Origin of the sequence: Demequina phytophila (assembly GCF_000971135.1) — a bacterium.
Lineage (GTDB): Bacteria > Actinomycetota > Actinomycetes > Actinomycetales > Demequinaceae > Demequina > Demequina phytophila.
Genome location: NZ_BBLW01000006.1, coordinates 25,379 through 41,604 on the forward strand (window position 1 = coordinate 25,379; position 16,226 = coordinate 41,604).

Annotated in this window: 17 protein-coding genes; 2 read left to right on the forward strand and 15 right to left on the reverse strand. The window is 71.9% G+C overall.

Features of this window, described 5'->3' with window-relative positions; translation table 11 throughout:
- Positions 1–33 precede the first annotated feature (33 nt).
- From panC to dacB, 13 genes are all read right to left on the reverse strand, one after another.
- The gene (gene panC, locus AOM01_RS09860) at positions 34–906 is read right to left on the reverse strand and encodes a pantoate--beta-alanine ligase (protein ID WP_062292655.1); all 873 of its coding nucleotides are present in this window, start codon (positions 904–906) and stop codon (positions 34–36) included.
- On the reverse strand, positions 906–1,835 hold the full coding sequence (locus AOM01_RS09865; RefSeq protein WP_062292658.1) for a Rossmann-like and DUF2520 domain-containing protein: 930 nt from the start codon (positions 1,833–1,835) through the stop codon (positions 906–908). Before AOM01_RS09865 ends, panC begins: the two co-directional genes overlap by 1 nt.
- A complete protein-coding gene (locus AOM01_RS09870; RefSeq protein WP_062292661.1) occupies positions 1,828–3,378 on the reverse strand; it encodes a PH domain-containing protein in 1,551 nt (516 codons plus the stop codon). The genes AOM01_RS09865 and AOM01_RS09870 overlap by 8 nt, the downstream gene beginning before the upstream one ends.
- Before the next feature lie 17 nt (positions 3,379–3,395).
- The gene (locus tag AOM01_RS09875; protein ID WP_062292664.1) at positions 3,396–3,872 is read right to left on the reverse strand and encodes a PH domain-containing protein; all 477 of its coding nucleotides are present in this window, start codon (positions 3,870–3,872) and stop codon (positions 3,396–3,398) included.
- Positions 3,873–4,184: 312 nt separating this feature from the next.
- Entirely contained in the window at positions 4,185–4,658 is a 474-nt protein-coding gene (locus AOM01_RS09880) for a DUF3180 domain-containing protein (protein WP_062292667.1), read from the reverse strand.
- A gap of 22 nt (positions 4,659–4,680) precedes the next feature.
- Positions 4,681–5,694, reverse strand: a complete 1,014-nt coding sequence (gene folK / locus AOM01_RS09885) for a 2-amino-4-hydroxy-6-hydroxymethyldihydropteridine diphosphokinase (protein WP_062292669.1) — start codon at positions 5,692–5,694, stop codon at positions 4,681–4,683.
- A 5-nt stretch (positions 5,695–5,699) separates the two neighbouring features.
- Positions 5,700–6,518 (reverse strand): dihydropteroate synthase, encoded by an 819-nt coding sequence (folP, locus tag AOM01_RS09890; protein ID WP_062292672.1) that lies wholly within the window; start codon positions 6,516–6,518, stop codon positions 5,700–5,702.
- A gap of 11 nt (positions 6,519–6,529) precedes the next feature.
- Entirely contained in the window at positions 6,530–7,096 is a 567-nt protein-coding gene (folE, locus tag AOM01_RS09895) for a GTP cyclohydrolase I FolE (protein ID WP_228374271.1), read from the reverse strand.
- Between the two features lie 2 nt (positions 7,097–7,098).
- Entirely contained in the window at positions 7,099–9,153 is a 2,055-nt protein-coding gene (gene ftsH, locus AOM01_RS09900; RefSeq protein WP_062292677.1) for an ATP-dependent zinc metalloprotease FtsH, read from the reverse strand.
- Positions 9,154–9,392: 239 nt separating this feature from the next.
- On the reverse strand, positions 9,393–10,220 hold the full coding sequence (locus AOM01_RS09905) for a type IV toxin-antitoxin system AbiEi family antitoxin domain-containing protein (RefSeq protein ID WP_169746544.1): 828 nt from the start codon (positions 10,218–10,220) through the stop codon (positions 9,393–9,395).
- Positions 10,221–10,448: 228 nt separating this feature from the next.
- A complete protein-coding gene (hpt, locus tag AOM01_RS09910; RefSeq protein WP_062293125.1) occupies positions 10,449–10,985 on the reverse strand; it encodes a hypoxanthine phosphoribosyltransferase in 537 nt (178 codons plus the stop codon).
- Positions 10,986–11,031: 46 nt separating this feature from the next.
- On the reverse strand, positions 11,032–11,991 hold the full coding sequence (gene tilS, locus AOM01_RS09915; protein ID WP_228374272.1) for a tRNA lysidine(34) synthetase TilS: 960 nt from the start codon (positions 11,989–11,991) through the stop codon (positions 11,032–11,034).
- 52 nt (positions 11,992–12,043) lie between these two features.
- On the reverse strand, positions 12,044–13,474 hold the full coding sequence (gene dacB, locus AOM01_RS09920; RefSeq protein WP_062292684.1) for a D-alanyl-D-alanine carboxypeptidase/D-alanyl-D-alanine endopeptidase: 1,431 nt from the start codon (positions 13,472–13,474) through the stop codon (positions 12,044–12,046).
- Positions 13,475–13,551: 77 nt separating this feature from the next.
- Between dacB and AOM01_RS09925 the strand changes: the two genes are divergently transcribed.
- Entirely contained in the window at positions 13,552–14,076 is a 525-nt protein-coding gene (locus AOM01_RS09925; RefSeq protein WP_062292687.1) for an inorganic diphosphatase, read from the forward strand.
- 156 nt (positions 14,077–14,232) lie between these two features.
- On the opposite strand, the gene AOM01_RS09930 is transcribed toward AOM01_RS09925, so the two are convergent.
- Together AOM01_RS09930 and AOM01_RS09935 are read right to left on the reverse strand one after the other, a co-directional pair.
- A complete protein-coding gene (locus tag AOM01_RS09930) occupies positions 14,233–14,595 on the reverse strand; it encodes a type II toxin-antitoxin system VapC family toxin (protein ID WP_062292690.1) in 363 nt (120 codons plus the stop codon).
- The gene (locus AOM01_RS09935; protein WP_156155929.1) at positions 14,592–14,849 is read right to left on the reverse strand and encodes an AbrB/MazE/SpoVT family DNA-binding domain-containing protein; all 258 of its coding nucleotides are present in this window, start codon (positions 14,847–14,849) and stop codon (positions 14,592–14,594) included. Before AOM01_RS09935 ends, AOM01_RS09930 begins: the two co-directional genes overlap by 4 nt.
- A 312-nt stretch (positions 14,850–15,161) precedes the next feature.
- Here AOM01_RS09935 and AOM01_RS09940 point away from each other — a divergent pair, with 312 nt between their 5' ends.
- Positions 15,162–15,989 (forward strand): DUF559 domain-containing protein, encoded by an 828-nt coding sequence (locus AOM01_RS09940; RefSeq protein ID WP_062292696.1) that lies wholly within the window; start codon positions 15,162–15,164, stop codon positions 15,987–15,989.
- The last annotated feature ends 237 nt before the right edge of the window (positions 15,990–16,226 follow it).

The window sequence follows — 16,226 nt, forward strand, 5'->3', positions numbered from 1 at the left end:
GCACGGGGCGGGCGGGGGCAGGCGGGCCGGGTGTCAGCCGAGCAGGGGCCCGATCCGCGTCACCACGTTGTCGATGAGCCGCGTCTCTCCCACGTGGGCGGCCACGGCGATCACTGCCTCTCCACGGTAGTCCCCGTCGAGCCCCTCGGCGGTGACGGGATCGAGCGCCGCGAGGTAGTCGAGCTTCACGCCTGGCTCGCGGGCGAGCGCCGCCTGGGCCGCGGACACGGCCTCGTCGAGGTCGGCACCTGCCCGGGCCGCGGCATCGGCCGCCATGACGGCCTCCGAGAGGATGAGCGCCTGTGCGCGCTGCGGCGCGGTGAGGAACACGTTGCGGGAGGACAGCGCGAGCCCGTCGGCGTCGCGCACCGTGGGAACGGCGACCACCTCGACCCCCATGGTGAGGTCGCGCACCATGGTGCGCACGGCGATGAGCTGCTGCGCGTCCTTCTGCCCGAAGAACGCGAGGTCGGGCTGCGTGAGATGCATGAGCTTGCACACCACGGTGAGCACGCCGTCGAGGTGACCGGGACGATGCGCCCCCTCGAACACCTCGCCGATGCGTCCCGCGTTGACCGTCACCACCGGCGGCCCGCCCGGATAGACCTCCTCGACGCCGGGCGCGAAGACCACGTCGACGCCCAGTGGCTCGAGGAGCGCGCAGTCCTCGTCCAGCGTGCGGGGGTAGGTGTCGAGGTCCTCGGCGTCGTCGAACTGGAGGGGGTTGACGAAGATGGTGACCACCACCTCGTCGGCGGCCTCGCGCGCGGCGCGCACCAGCGCGAGGTGGCCCTCGTGCAGCGCGCCCATGGTCATGACCACGGCACGCGAGGGCCTGTCCCCGGAGCGCCGGGCCGGCCGCACCGCCGGTCCCCGCAGCTCGCTCGCGGTGTGGACTACACGCATCAGTCCCCCATCCCTTCCGTGCCGAGCGTCGCGATGAGGTCGGCGTACTGCGCGGGCCCGATCCGGCCGCCGCTGAGTGCCAGGTCGGCCGTCGCGCGCGCCATGGCACGATACGCGAACAGCGCCTCGGGCTGCCCCTCCAGCGCGCGCAGGTGGGCCGCGACGGTGCCCGCGTCGCCGCGCACCACCGGCCCGGTGAGGGTCGACACGGCGCCGGGCGCGTCGCGCAGCGCGCCATCCACGGACGCGTGGATGAGCGGCCCCAGCACCCGTGCGGGCTCCTCGATCCCGATCCGCGACAGCACCTGGCTGGCCTGCGCGACCGCGGTCACCACGTGGTTCGCACCGTGCACCAGGGCCGCGTGATAGAGCGGCCGGTCCCACTCCTCGACCACCACGGGCTCGCCGCCCATCTCCACCACGAGCGCCTGCGCGATGGGCAGCATCCCGGGCGGCGCGGTGACGGCGAACACGGCGTCGATCAGGCGCGACCGGTCGAGCGACGTGCCGGTGAATGTCATGGCGGGGTGGATCGCCAGGGGGACGATGCCCGGGGTAGCGGTCTCGGACAGCACCTGGATCCCGTGGCGCCCGGACGTGTGGACCACCAGCTGCCCGGGCCTCCAGGCCTCGACCTTGGACAGGCCCGTGGCGACGGGCCCGATCGCGTCGTCCGGGACGGTGAGCAGCACCAGCTCGGCGGCGCGGACCACCTCGTCGGGGTCGGCGATGGGCACGCCCGGCAGCAGCGCCTCGATGCGGGCGACCGTCGCGTCGGACACGCCGGACGCGGCGACCACGTCGTGGCCCGCCTCCCGCAGCGCCGCCGCGAGCACGGCGCCCACGCGCCCCGCCCCCACCACGCCGATCCGGAGCCTGCCCGGCCGGCGCGTGTTGCCGTTGACCGCGTGACCGCGGACGTCATCCATGAGTCGCCTCCTGCTCGAGCCCGACCGCGCTCATCCACTGCTCCGGGGTCTGCCGGCGCCGGCCCTCCCGCGCCCGCTGGGCCTGGGCGTCCAGCAGGGCCACCGCATCGTCCACCGCGAGGTGCGCCGCGACGGGCTGCACCGGTCCCTGCGTCGAGTGCACCACCACGTTCGCGAGGCCCAGCGCGCGGCGCAGCGGGCCCTGCGTGAGGCCCAGGGACTGGGTGCGCTCGTGCGGGACCACGAACAGCTCCTTCTCCCAGCGGCCGCGGCGGATCAGCAGCGCGCGGTCGGTGGCGCGGACGCCGCGGAACCGCCACTGGAGCGGGTCGACGCGACGCGCGCGCTCGGGGCTGGTGGTGAAGCCGCCCTCGTCGCCACGACCGTGCAGCGCATGGCCGAGCGTGCCGGACGGGTCCGGGTCCCCCAGGTCGGGCAGCACCAGCCACACCGCGAGCAGCGCCTCCTCGCGCGTCGCGACGGGATGCAGCACGGACACGGACTCCTGGTCCTCGCCGTAGCCCGCGACGTTGATGGTGATGCGCCACCAGTCCTGACCGCGCCACCACCAGGGCTGATGCAGGCGGATCGCGGCGACGCGGCCCGGCGGGACGGTCTGCTTGCGGGTCTCCGTGAGGCCGTGGCGCAGGCGCAGCCCGTCCGCGGAGATGCCCGCCGTGAACCCGAAGCCGCCGTTGAGCCGCGTCCAGAAGTAGCCGAGCAGTCCCGCGAGCGCCGTCACGATCGCCACCACGCTGGTGCCCAGCACGGCGGCCACCGCGCCCCACACGTCATAGTCGAAGCCGAGCACCGCGATCAGCGCGACCACCGGCGTCGCGAGGAGGACAAGCGTCGGGGTGGACAGCGCGATCGAGCCGAGCAGCCGGCCCGCGGGGAGGCGGTAGACCTCGCGCTCCTCGGCGGCGGCCACGGCCGTGCGGGGACGCTCCAGCGGGTGGCCGATCAGGCCGGGGGACGATGCCGGGGCGACGTCCTCGCCCGGGGTGACCGGGGCATCGTCCCCGGTATCCGCGGTGCCGCGCACGCCGGCGGCGAGCGCGAGGATCTCGTTGCGGAGGGCCTCGGCGTCGCCGAGGCGGAGGAACTTGAGCTCGACGCCGGACTTCTGGCCGCCGGCGACCTGGATGGTGATGGCGGCGAAGCCGAAGACCCGGGCGAGGAGCGGCTGGACCACGTCGACGGCCTGGAGGCGGTCCAGTCGGGCCTGGCGCTGCTGGCGGGTGACGATCCCCTGGCGGAGGTAGACCGCATCGTCGCCGATGCGGAACTCGGTGCGGCGCCACTGCCAGTACGAGACCGTGATGGTGAGCGCGAACGCGAGGGTCGCCGCCGCGACCAGGCCCAGCAGCGGGAACTGGTCGAAGAAGGAGAACTCCTCGTCGCCGCCGTCGACCCAGTCGGGCAGGTACTGGTGGATCCAGTACGCGAGCAGCAGGCCCAGGATCGCCCAGCCGCCCAGGAACGGCGAGACCGGGTGCAGGCGCGTCCACTCGCGAGGGGCCTGATAGATGTGGCTGTTCATGGGTGTTCTTGGCCGGGTCAGAGGCCGGCGAGGCGGGCCTCGCCGCGCGTGGTGAGGCGGTCGCGGAGGCGGGCGGCCTCGTCCGCGGGGACGCCGGCGATCGACGCGTCGGTGCCGGGGCTGGCGGTGTGGAGCTGGACCGTCGCGATGCCGAGCGCGCGGTCGATCGGGCCGGCTTTCACGTCGACGAACTGCATGCGGCCGTACGGCACCACCGTGACGGAGCGGAACATGCGGCCCTTCTTCACCATGAGGTCGTCGGTGGTCTCGGCCCAGGCGTGGGCGGTGACCTGGCGGACGACGATCCAGCTCGCCCACGCGCCCGCGACGGCCAGGGCGGCCGGGGCCGTCCAGACCCAGGCGGCTTGGGTGAGGAGCGCAGTGATCGCGGTCGCGAGGATGAGGACGCCGAGCGTGATCCACAGCGTGATGAGGCGTGCCGTGATGAGACGGGGAGACACGGAGATCCACGCGGCGTTGTCGTACCAGCTCATGGTGTCCAGTCTGCCAGTGGTGGGTGTGGGTGCCGGCGCGGCACCCCGCGCTGCGCTCCGCTGCCCCGGCGCTCCGCCGCCCTCACGCGCTATGGGGAACTCAGCGACGGTTCGATGGGATTGCGTGCTGCTGCGGGGAACTGATTGGCGGTTGAGCTCGCCGAGCGTGCGAGCGCGGGCGTGCGACGGCGGTCCGGCGCCATCCGCGGCCGATCGTCGCTGAGTTCCCCCAGGCAACTCCGGACCGCGCGAAAGCGTCAGCCAGTTCCCCATAGCGTGTGCGGACGGGGGCGGGCGCGGCCGGCGCGCCAGCTACGGCGTGGTCTGCGGGGCCTGCTTGCCTTCCTCAGAGGAGGAGTCGTCCTTGCACCAGTGCTCGGCGATGAGCGCAGCCACCACCATCGCCAGCCCGCCCAGCGCGGCGATGAGCGCGGAGATCGCGACCTCGCGGCGCGGCGCGTGCGACCACTCGAGCGCGATCGCGAGGCCGTAGCCGGCGAACGCGCCCGCGAGGATCGTGCCCGTGTAGGCGCAGGCCTGCGCGAACACCGCGGTCCGGGCCGCGCGCAGGCCGCTGAGCCCCGGGTTCTTGCCGCGCCGGTACTGGCGCACGCCCCAGCCGAGCCACAGCGCGACCAGCCCCACGCCCACCGCGATCGCGGCGACCGTCCACGGCACCGCCATGGGCGAGGCGCCCGAGTTCACCGCGGTGAGCGACACGCCCCAGGCGACCGCGCCCACGATCACCGCGAGCACGCCCAGCCTGGCGCGGTTCAGCGGCTCCATCGCGACTCCCGGTGCGGCACGGTCACTGCTGCGCGGGCCACTGCGCCTGGACCAGCTCCACGCCCTCGGTGCCGACGGCCGTCGCGAGCGACTCGACGGTCCCGGCGCCGGGCACGTCGTAGTGCGGCGCGAGGGTCGCCCACGGCTGCAGCACGAACGCACGCTCGGTGGCGCGCGGGTGCGGCACCACCAGGTCCTCGGCCGCGAAGGCGCGGTCGCCGTACGCGAGGATGTCGAGGTCGAGCGTGCGGGGGCCGTTCTCGACGTGACGCTCGCGGCCGTGCAGCACCTCGATGCCCTGGCACGCGGCGAGCAGCTCGCGCGGCGCCATCGCGGTCATGATCTCGACCACCGCGTTGAGGAAGTCGTCCTGGTCGGGGCCGCCCACGGGACGGGTCCTGAACAGGGAGGATGCGCGCTGGACCATGATGCCGGGGATGCGGTGCAACTCCCACAGCGCCTCACGGAAGGTGGTGTCGACGTCGCCGACGTTGCCGCCGAGCGCGAGGTACGCGACCACGGGCTGGACGGGAGGGTTGTCGGCCGGGTCGTCGGAGTGGACGCGCGGCGCGAACGGGTCGCCCGACAGCCCCGCCGAGGAGCCGATCCGCTTGTCCGCCCACAGCGCCCCCGACCGCAGGTCGCGGCGGATCTTCACCATGACGTCGCGGAACTCGACGTGCAGCGGCGCCTGCGGCTTGTGCACCACCACGTCGACGCAGTGGACGCCCTCCATCTCGAGGATCGCGCGCGCGATGTGCTCCGCGACGGTCTCGAGGAGGTCGTTGGGGTCGCCACCCAGCACCTCGGCGGCGCGGTCGGCGATGTCGGAGTAGTTGACGGTCTTGGCGAGGTCGTCCTTCGAGGCGGCGCTGCGCGTGGACACGTGCGCGACCACGTCCGCGAGGAACAGCTGCCCGGACTCCTTCTCGGGCTGGTACACGCCGTGGAAGGCGGTCACGCGGATCCCCTGGACGATGATCTGGTCGAGCTCGACCCCATCCTTGAGGTACGGGCTGATCGTGGGCGTCGTCATGCCTGTCATCCTTCCGTTCGTGCGGCGTTCTCCCAAGCCGACACGACGCGCAGGGCGTCGACGGCGGCGCGGGCGTCGTGGACCCGCACCGCCCACGCGCCATGCGCGGCGGCGAGGGTGGTGACGGCGGTGGTGGCGGCCTCGCGGGCGGTCGGGTCCGCGGCGTCGACGCCCGGGCGGGCGATCGCGGCGCCGAGGAACCGCTTGCGGCTCGCGCCCACGAGGACGCGGCGGCCGGCGGACCAGTCGCCCATGCGGGCGAGGAGCGGCCAGTTGGATTCGGTCACCTTGGAGAAGCCCAGGCCCGGATCGAGGACGATGCGGTCCTCGCCCACGCCTGCGGCCACCAGGGCGTCGACGCGCGCCTCGAGCTCGCGGCCCACCTCCGCGACCACGTCCCCGTAGGCGTCGAGCCGGTCCATCTCCGTGGAATGGGCGCGCCAATGCATGGCGATGAACTCGCAGGCGAGGTCGGCGACCGTCCCGGCCATGGCATCGTCCGCCAGGCCGCCGGAGACGTCGTTGACGATGCTCGCGCCGGCCTCGACGGCGGCGCGCGCGGTCGAGGCGTGCATGGTGTCGATACTGGTCGCGACGCCGGCCTCGCTGAGGGTGCGGATGACGGGCACCACGCGGCGCTGCTCCTCGTCGGGGCTGACGCGGGCGGCGCCGGGGCGGGTGGACTCGCCGCCCACGTCGACCAGGTCCGCACCGTCGTGCGCGAGCTGGACGCCGCGGGCGATCGCGACGTCGAGGTCGGCGTACAGGCCGCCGTCGCTGAAGGAGTCGGGCGTGACGTTGAGGATGCCCATGACGAGCGTCACGACGCCTCCCTCTACTTGCCGACGATGAGGCTCATGGCCTCCGCGCGGGTCGCGCCGTCGCGCATGATGCCGCGCACGGCGGAGGTGACGGTGCGGGAGCCGGGCTTGCGGACGCCGCGCATGGACATGCAGAGGTGCTCGGCCTCGACCACGACGATGACGCCGCGCGCGCCCAGCTCGACGACCAGCGCGTCCGCGACCTGCGTGGTGAGGCGCTCCTGCACCTGGGGGCGCTTGGCGAACACGTCGACCAGGCGGGCCAGCTTGGACAGGCCGGTGATGCGGCCGTCCGTGCCGGGGATGTAGGCGACGTGCGCGACGCCGTGGAACGGGACGAGGTGGTGCTCGCACATCGAGTACAGCTCGATGTCCTTGACCAGGATCATCTCCTCGTGACCCAGCTCGAAGACGGCGCTGAGGACGTCGGCGGGGTCCTGGTGGAGGCCTCCGAAGAACTCCTCGTAGGCGCGCGCCACCCGGCTGGGGGTGTCGCGCAGGCCGTCGCGGTCGGGGTCCTCGCCCACGGCGGCCAGGATCTCCCTGACCGCCGCCTCGATGCGGGGCTTGTCGACGGTCACGGTCAGCTGTCCCCGCGGTCCAGGACGTCGGGCTCGACCAGGTCGGGCGCGGGGACGTGGTCACCCGGGTCCGCCGGGGTGACCCCGGCATCGTCCCCCTGCTCGCCGGTCTCGCCGGCGGGCTTCTCGATGGCGCCACCCTTGACCTCCGCCGGGGCGGCGGTGATCCAGGCGCCGGAGATCCACTCGTCGCGGTTGGCGATCTTCTCGACGGGCTCGAAGATCGAGGCGAGCTCGTTCTCGCCGAGCGTCTCCTTCTCGAGGAGCGCCTCCGCGAGGGTGTCGAGGATGCCGCGGTTCTGGGTGAGCGCGAGGGTGGCCTCGGCCATGGCGTTGTCCATGAGCGCGCGGACCTCCTGGTCGACCGTCGAGGCGACGGACTCGGAGAACTCGCGGCCGTGGCCCATGTCGCGGCCCAGGAACACCTCGCCGGAGCTGCCGGTGAGGCGCACGGAGCCGATCTTGGTCGACATGCCGTACTCGGTGACCATCTGCTTGGCGATCTCGGTGGCCTGCGAGATGTCGTTGGACGCGCCGGTGGAGGGGTCGCCGAAGACGAGCTCCTCCGCGATGCGGCCGCCCATCGCGTACGCGAGGTTGTCGAGCAGCTGGTTGCGGGTCTTGGAGTAGCGGTCCTCCTGCGGCATCACCATCGTGTAGCCGAGCGCGCGTCCACGCGGGAGGATCGTCACCTTGGTGACCGGGTCCGTGTGGCGCATCGCCGCTGCTACCAGGGCGTGTCCGCCCTCGTGGTAGGCGGTGACGCGCTTGTCGTGGTCGTTCATCACGCGGGTGCGCTTCTGGGGGCCGGCGATGACCCGGTCGATCGCCTCGTCCATCTCGTCGGAGCCGATCTGCTGCTTCTCGCGCCGTGCCGTCAGCAGGGCCGCCTCGTTGAGGACGTTCGCGAGGTCCGCGCCGGTGAAGCCGGGGGTGCGGCGCGCGAGGGCGTCGAGGTCCACCTCGGGGCTGATGGGCTTGCCCTTGGCGTGCACCTCGAGGACCTTGACGCGGCCCTTGAGGTCGGGCGCGTCGACGCCCACCTGGCGGTCGAAGCGGCCGGGGCGCAAGAGCGCGGGGTCGAGGATGTCGGGCCGGTTGGTCGCCGCGATCATGATGATGTTGGTGTGGGCGTCGAAGCCGTCCATCTCGACGAGCATCTGGTTGAGCGTCTGCTCGCGCTCGTCGTGACCGCCGCCCAGGCCGGCGCCGCGGTGGCGGCCCACCGCATCGATCTCGTCGACGAAGATGATGGCCGGGCTGTTCTTCTTGGCCTGCTCGAAGAGGTCGCGTACGCGGGACGCGCCCACGCCGACGAACATCTCGACGAAGTCCGAGCCGGAGATGCTGAAGAAGGGCACGCCCGCCTCGCCCGCGACGGCGCGCGCGAGCAGCGTCTTGCCGGTTCCGGGCGGGCCGTACAGCAGGACGCCCTTGGGGATCTTGGCGCCCACGGCCTGGAACTTGGCGGGGTTCTCGAGGAACTCCTCGATCTCCTTGAGCTCCTCGACGGCCTCGTCGACGCCGGCGACGTCCTCGAACTTCACGGTCGGGGTGTCGGGGGTGACCAGCGAGGCCTTCGACTTGCCGAAGCTCATGAGGCGCCCGCCGCCACCGCCCTGCATGTTCGACATGAGGAACCAGAAGAGGCCCACGAGCAGGAGGATCGGGAGGAACGTGAACGCGAGGGTGGCCCAGATGGAGGTCTGCGGCACCTCGGAGTTGTAGCCCTGCGCGGGGTCCGCGGCCTTGACCGCGTTGACCACCTCTTCGCCCTGGGGCTGCACGTAGAAGAACTCGACCCGGCCGTTGTAGTCGGCCCACTCCGAGGGGGTGCCGTCGGGGAAGTCGGCGGAGTCGATGAGCGTGATCTCGACGCGCTGATCCCCGTCGACGATCTTCACCTGCTCGGCGACCTGCTTGTCGAGCATCTCGAGACCGACGGACGTGTCCACCTTCTCGACCCGCGGCGACAGCAGGCCGGACACCATCCAGCCCACCAGGAGCGCGGCCAGGACGTAGAAGAGGATGAGGCGGAGGTTGAGGACGTTCTTCATCGTGTCCCCGACTCTACGCGGTGGGTCAGACAGTGAGTAAAGGTTTCGCTCAGGGCTTGGTGCACATGTGGGTAACGCATTAGCGGGGGCTGCAGTTGCGCCTCCCCGCGTGCACCTATCCACACCGTTTTCGCACTGATCCACCAGGCAGCCTCGATATGCGGCCTCGGATGACCGTTTCATCGGCCCATCGGGAATCCATGTGTGGATGGGCACACGGTGGGGGGACGATGCGGCGGTCACCTGGGCAGGCCGAGCGTCTCCTTCACCGCGGCGACGATCAGGGCGCGATCGCCCATCACGTCCGAGTAGGTGAACCTGAGGAACGGGTATCCACCCCGGGTCGCCACGTTGTTGCGCCGCAGATCCTCGCGCCATGCCTGCGGGTTGTCGTGGAACTCGGCGCCGTCGGTCTCGACGATGAGAGCGCGGTTCACCATGAGGTCCACATGGCCGAGGCCCGGGATCTTCACCTGCGACTCGACGTGGAATCCCTCGTCCGCCAAGGCGACCCGCGTCAGGGTCTCGAGGTGCGACTGGGCGCCACCGTCGCATCGTGCCGCGATCCAGTCGCGACGGGCAGGGTCCGTGTGCACCCACGTCTCGAGCATCTGCTCGGTCATGAGCTCGCGGTGCAGCGCGGCGTCGACCGCGACGATCTGCTGCAGCCGGCCCGCGCACAGCCCCAACAGGTCGAGGGCTCGGGAGACGTCGTTGCCGAGCGAGCCCTCATCATGCCGATGGAGCACCACGCCCTTGATGGGGCGCCTGTCGTTGGCGCGCCGCGCGCGATCGCGAGGGATCGATAGGTGGCTGCGTCGGTCGTCCTCGATCACCGGGAGCTCGAGTGCGCGACACGCGCTGAGGCAGGAGAGGTGAGCGCGGTACGCGGCGCGAAGGATCGCGTCGACCGTCGCATCGGGCAGCGCGTAGACGCCGTACCGCGGTCGGGCGACTCGGCCGTCGCGAACCGCGCGCAACAGCCGACCTCGTGTGACGCCCAAGTTCTTCAGGTCCTCGGGGCGCGCGGCACCACCCAGGTCGTCGATGGCGCGGACAGGATCCATGCGATCCAGGCTGAACGCGACGCCCGGCACGCGCATCGACGTCGGGCAGATCTGTGGAGCAGCGGCATGCTGCCCGACGGTGGGGACATCACCTTCGCCGGGAACGCCGCGTGCCTATCCACACACGGTCCCCCGAATGGCCCGCGAAACGAGCATCTGGTGCGCGTTGCGGCCGGTCTTGGTGGATAGGCGCCAAACCTGTGTGGATAGGCGCTCGGGAGGCGGGGGTCAGCCGCCGTAGACCTCGGGCTTCAGCACTGCCACGAACGGCAGCGTGCGGTAGTTCTCCGCGAAGTCGAGGCCGTAGCCGACCACGAAGTCCGGCGGGATGTCGAAGCCGATGTACTTGACCGGCACGTCGACCACCGCGGCCGCGGGCTTGCGCAGCAGCGCCGCCACCTCCACCGAGGCGGCCCCACGGGTCCGCAGGTTCCCCAGCAGCCACGACAGCGTGACGCCCGAGTCGATGATGTCCTCGACGATCAGCACGTGGCGACCGGTCAGGTCCGCGTCGAGGTCCTTGAGGATCCGCACCACGCCCGAGGACTTGGTGCCGCTCCCATAAGACGAGACAGCCATCCAGTCCATCTGCACCTGCGGCGGCATGCGGCGCGCGAGGTCGGCCATCACCATGACCGCGCCCTTGAGCACGCCCACCAAAAGCAGGTCCTTGCCCTCGTAGTCGGCGCGGATGGCGGCGGCCATCTCGTCGAGCTTGCGCCCGATCGCGTTCTCCGAGACGAGCACCTCCGAGAAGTCGCTCATGTCGTACTGGAAGCTCACGCTCGGCTCTCCTCGGGAGTTCGGGCCGTCAGGACGGGGTGGGGGCATCGGGATGGCTGATGACCAGCCTGCCATATTCACGCCTGGCCTCGTAGCCGCCGGGGAGCGAGATCGCGCCCTGGCCCTTCCACGAGGTCACCAGCGAATCCAAGGCCGCCACATGAGTAGCGGTGAGCGGTCCGGCGCCGCGGTTCTCGGCCAGCATCTTGAGCATGCGGGTCCGGATCGCGTCGGGCAGGGCGGCGAGCATGTCGCAGCGCCACTCGTCCTCGCGCACCGTCGAGACCGAGGACCCCATCGCGGAGCGCGCCTGCCGGTCGAGCTCGTCCGCGTCCGCCTGCAGCAGCGCCGCCGACCGCGCCAGCCCCGACACCACGCCCGGCCCCAGCACCTCCACCAAGGACGGCATCACGCGGGTCCGCAGCGCGGACCGCCGGGGCCCATCCTCGGAGAAGTTCGTAGGGTCGTGCCACGGGTCCAGCCCCAGCGCCTGGCACGCCGCCACGGTGTCCTTGCGCCGCACCGTGAGGAACGGGCGCACGATCCGCCCGCGCCGCGCGGGGATCCCCGACAGCGCCCGCGCCCCGGAGCCCCGCGCGAGCGCCAAGAGAACCGTCTCCGCCTGGTCATCCATCGTGTGACCCGTCACCAGCAGCGGCGCGAGCCCACCCTCGGCGTCCATGCGCGCCTCGAGCGCCGCGTATCGTGCCTCGCGCGCCGCGGCCTCCATGCCGCCCGCGCGCCCGACCGTCACCCTCTCGACAAACACCGTCGAGAGACCGGCCCGCTTGACCTCCAGAGCAGCCCGCTCCGCCACCACCGCGGAGTCCGGCTGCAGCCCGTGGTCCACGATGATCGCGCCCGCGAACAGCCCCTGCTTCCGGGCGACAAAAGAAACGGCCGCGGCGAGCGCCAGCGAGTCCGGCCCGCCCGAGACGGCGACCCACACGCGCGTCCCGAGCTCCAGATCGCCGAGCGCGTCGCGCACCGCGACCCTGCACGCGGCTACGGCGGGATGGGGTCCCGTCAACGGATTGCCCTCATCCCTCACAGCCGCATTCTGCCAGCGCGCCGAGGAAGTCGTCGAACGCGCCGATGGGCCCCTCCTGCCCGTACCCCATGCCGTCCGCGAGGATCGCGACCGCGAGCGGCCGGCCATCCGCGGTCATCAGCACGCCCGCGATCGCGGTCACCCCGGTGAGCGATCCGGTCTTCGCGCGCCAGTACCCGGCCGGCGGCAGCCCCTCGTATCGGGTCTCCACCGTCCCCTCGAGCCCGGCGAGCGGCAGCCAGTCGAGCAGACCCGCCAGCGACGGCTCGTCGCGGGCGGCCAGCAGCGCGCTCGTCATGGTCGCGGGCGAGATGAGGTTGCGGTCGGAGAAGCCGGCGCCGTCGTACAGCTCCAGCCCGTCCACCGTGACCCCCAGGGCCTCCAACGCCGCGGTGATCGCGCGCGCCTCCCCCGCCGGGGTCGCCCGCTCGCCGCTCGCGAGCGCGAGGTTCCGCGCCACCTGCTCGGCGACCGTGTTGTCCGACACGGAGAGAAGGTGCCGCGCGACCTCCGCCAGCGGCGCGGATCGCACCGCGGCGACCTCGACCGCCCGCGCACGGGACGATGCCCGGGTCGCCTCTCCCTGCACCGTCACGCCCCGCTCCTCGAGACGTTCCAGGAAGAGACCCCCGGCATGCAGCGACGGGTCTGCGGCCCGGGCCACGTAGTTGCCCTCGGTCAGGCGGGCGCCGTTGACCGCGAGACCCGACACGGGACCGGCGTAGCCCAGGTTGAACGCGTACTCGGGCCATTCCTTGGGCCACGCGGGGCCCGGGAACGCGGTGTCGTCCACGCGCAGCTTCACGGCCCCGCCGCCGGTCACATCCGGACCAAGAGCCGACACCACCTCGTCGGCGAGGTCGCCCAGCCCGGCCCAGCCGTTCGCGGCGTCCTCCGCGGAGGCGACGTCGCCGTGGTGGCCCTGGTCCGCGGCGAGCATGACGTCGCCGCCGGCGACCAGCGTGAGGATGCGCGAGGTCGCGTCCCACGTCACGGTGGTCGAGGTGGTGGAGTCGGCACCCATCTGGGAGACGGCCGCGACGGCGGTGATGAGCTTGGTGGTGGAGGCCGGGGTCTGCGGGTCCGCGGCGTCGAGGTCCGCGTAGACGGTGCCGTCCAGGTAGTCGACCACCGAGATGTTGGTCGACGTGCCGGTGCGCGAGTCCTCGCGCACCGCCTCCGCGAGCGCCTGGACCTCCGTCGCCGACGGCCGGGGCGCGTCGGCGGACAACCCGGCCGCCGCATCGTCCCCCTGCACTGGCGCGGGCGCGACCGGGGATGCCGTGATGAAGGGGGCCTGGGGGATCTCGGCGGGCTGCGCGGTGAGGAAGCCGGGGACCACGTCCTGCGCGTCGAGGTAGAGGTAGCCCCCGCCCAGCGCCAGCACGCCGACGCCTACCCCTGCGATGATTCCGCGCACCCACGACCTCCGAACATGCGCCAGACTAGTACCGTTCCTCACCAGGACCTCTGACCTATCGCTTAAGGACGCCAGGCATGGAATTCGACGTCACCATCGAGATCCCGAAGGGCTCGCGCAACAAGTACGAGGTGGATCACCACACCGGCCGCATCGTGCTGGACCGCATGCTGTTCACCTCGACGCGCTACCCGGATGATTATGGCTTCATCGACGGCACGCTCGGCGAGGACGGCGACCCGCTGGACGCCCTGGTGCTGCTCGAGGAGCCCACGTTCCCCGGCTGCCAGATCCGCTGCCGCGCGCTCGGCATGTTCCGCATGCGCGACGAGGCCGGCGGTGACGACAAGGTCCTGTGCGTGCCGGTCGGCGACCAGCGTCAGACGTGGCGCCAGGAGCTCACCGACGTCTCCGACTTCCACCGCCTCGAGGTCCAGCACTTCTTCGAGGTCTACAAGGACCTCGAGCCCGGCAAGTCCGTCGAGGGCGCCAAGTGGGTGTCGCGCGAGGAGGCCGAGGAGGAGATCCGCTCCTCGTTCGAGCGCGCCAAGGGCACCCCGTTCGCGCACATGAACCCGCTGTACCCGCCGCAGGAGCACTAGAGGTTCTGCGGCCACCTCGCCAGTCTCCACACGGTTTCTGCAGCTGCCGGCCCGCTGGTCGGGCGTTACGTCGCGAGTTGCAGCGGAATGGACGATGCGGCGGCTGGGTGTGTGGAACCTGGCGGCTCAGTGCCTGGGCGGACGGGTTTCCCCCGCTCACCGCGCGAGCACGACGCCCGGAATCCCGTCCCACGCGGTGTCGGTGGTGAGCACGTCGCGACCCAGCCGCTGTCCCAGCGCGAGGCACAGCCGGTCGCCCAGCGACAGCCCGGACCCGGCGCGCCACAGCCGCGCGGCCGCCTCACCGTCCGGCCCAGACACGGGCTCGATGTGGAGACCGTAGCTGAGCAGGAGCTCTCGGGCGAGCGGCCAATCGGCTCCGGCCTGGCCGACCTTCTGCGCCACCTCGGACCAGTTCGCCGCACCACAGACGCCGTCCTCGAGACGCGCCGCGACCATCGCCGCCCCCGGCTCTCCCTTGAGGAAGGCGAGCAACGCGCTCGCGTCGAACACCGTCACGCGGAAACGTCCTCGCGTGCCGCGGACGCCCGGCGCTCGGCCATGAGCTCGCCCACCACGTCATGTCCCGCGAGCTGCGACCGGATGGCAGCCAACGCGGCCTCCTGCGACAGGATGAGCAGCCCATCCTGCTCGCGAGCGCCCTCGAGGGCAATGAGCGTGGTCCCCTCCGACCAGCCGAACCGCTGACGCACGTCGGACGGCACCACGGTACGGCCCTTGTCGCCGATGCGGATCACGTGAGTGGTACTCATGTAGGCAGTTTCCCACCGCTCACCATCGATTGCCACTGCCTGTGGAGCGCGGGCAGCACGGTGCCGTGGCGCGCGCCGCCCCGTCCGCCGCGCTCCACACGGATTCTGCACCTGCGGGCCGGGTTGGTCGGGCGTTGCGGCGCGAGTTGCAGCGGAATGGACGATGCGGCGGCTGGGTGTGTGGAGTCTGGCAGGTGGGCGCATGGCTGGGGATGGCGCGATGGATGTCCCCAGCCCGCTCCCACGTGAGCGTTGTCCACGGATCGGTGCCACGCGGCTCACCCGCATGGAACTGCCGGACACGCTGTCCGCATGGACCCGGTCATCGAACTGACGAAGCGAGGCGGCGCGGCACGCCGCAAGGACCTGCTCGCGAAAGGCGTCACCCGCGCGCTGCTGAGCGCGGCGGTAGCGGAGGGCGCGGTGAGGCGCCCCATGTACGGCATCTACGCGCTTCCCGATGCCTCGACCGCGCAGATCCTCCGCGCTGCCTACCGCGCCGACCTCGCGTGCATGAGCCTGTGCGTGGACGCAGGCTTGCCCACTATGGACGGCGACACCCGCACCCACCTCTGGGTGCCCCGCAACCGCGCGCGCCGGGCGGACGACAGGCGCCCCGTCAACGGCGTCGTCATCCATCGCCACGACCACGTCGCGACCACCGCCGACGAGAGGCTCGCGGTGGGACTCGACCTCATGGGCCTGTGCCACGACCGCATGGCGCAGATCGTCGCGATCGATGCGGCGCTCCGGCTCGGCAAGCTCACACCTGCACGCATCGAGGCCTTCACCCACACAGACAGGGATCGGCTCCGCTGGCTGCTCGCGCATTGTGACGGGCTATCACAGTCGATCCTCGAGACCATCGCTCGGGTCACCCTCGTCGCGGCAGGGTTCCGCGTGGTCTCGCAGGCCAAGGTCCCGGGCATCGGACACGTCGATCTGCTGGTGGAGGGGAGGGTGATCGTGGAGCTCGACGGCAAGGAGCACCACGACAAGCCTGGCGCCTGGGAGGAGGACATCCGCCGCAACAACGCCGCCGCGGCCGCCGGGCTCCATGACCTTCACTTCACCTATGCCACGGTGATGTACGACCGGCCCGCGATGGTCCGGATGGTCCGCCAGGCGCTGGAACGCTGAGCGGCCGCGAGCCCGCGCGCAACCGCCGCGCCGCCTGCTCCCCTTGAGCCACCCGCGCCAGGTTCCACACAGGATCCCGGCTCAGCCCGGATTCACATGCAACTCGCGCCGCATCGCCCGACCAGCACGAGCGCAGTTGCAGAATCCGTGTGGAGCGCGGTCAGCGGCGGGCGCGGGGATGCTGATCAGAGGCCCGCTCGCGCCGCCTGCTCCCCTTGAGCCACCCGCGCCAGGTTC

Coding starts and splice junctions, on each gene's coding strand:
- AOM01_RS09940 (WP_062292696.1), top strand. CDS start 15,162: ATGGACCCGGTCATCGAACTGACGAAGCGAGGCGGCGCGGCACGCCGC.
- hpt (WP_062293125.1), bottom strand. CDS start 10,985: ATGAGCGACTTCTCGGAGGTGCTCGTCTCGGAGAACGCGATCGGGCGC.
- AOM01_RS09935 (WP_156155929.1), bottom strand. CDS start 14,849: ATGAGTACCACTCACGTGATCCGCATCGGCGACAAGGGCCGTACCGTG.
- AOM01_RS09865 (WP_062292658.1), bottom strand. CDS start 1,835: ATGGATGACGTCCGCGGTCACGCGGTCAACGGCAACACGCGCCGGCCG.
- folK (WP_062292669.1), bottom strand. CDS start 5,694: ATGACGACGCCCACGATCAGCCCGTACCTCAAGGATGGGGTCGAGCTC.
- panC (WP_062292655.1), bottom strand. CDS start 906: ATGCGTGTAGTCCACACCGCGAGCGAGCTGCGGGGACCGGCGGTGCGG.
- AOM01_RS09870 (WP_062292661.1), bottom strand. CDS start 3,378: ATGAACAGCCACATCTATCAGGCCCCTCGCGAGTGGACGCGCCTGCAC.
- AOM01_RS09905 (WP_169746544.1), bottom strand. CDS start 10,220: ATGGATCCTGTCCGCGCCATCGACGACCTGGGTGGTGCCGCGCGCCCC.
- AOM01_RS09925 (WP_062292687.1), top strand. CDS start 13,552: ATGGAATTCGACGTCACCATCGAGATCCCGAAGGGCTCGCGCAACAAG.
- AOM01_RS09875 (WP_062292664.1), bottom strand. CDS start 3,872: ATGAGCTGGTACGACAACGCCGCGTGGATCTCCGTGTCTCCCCGTCTC.
- ftsH (WP_062292677.1), bottom strand. CDS start 9,153: ATGAAGAACGTCCTCAACCTCCGCCTCATCCTCTTCTACGTCCTGGCC.
- AOM01_RS09880 (WP_062292667.1), bottom strand. CDS start 4,658: ATGGAGCCGCTGAACCGCGCCAGGCTGGGCGTGCTCGCGGTGATCGTG.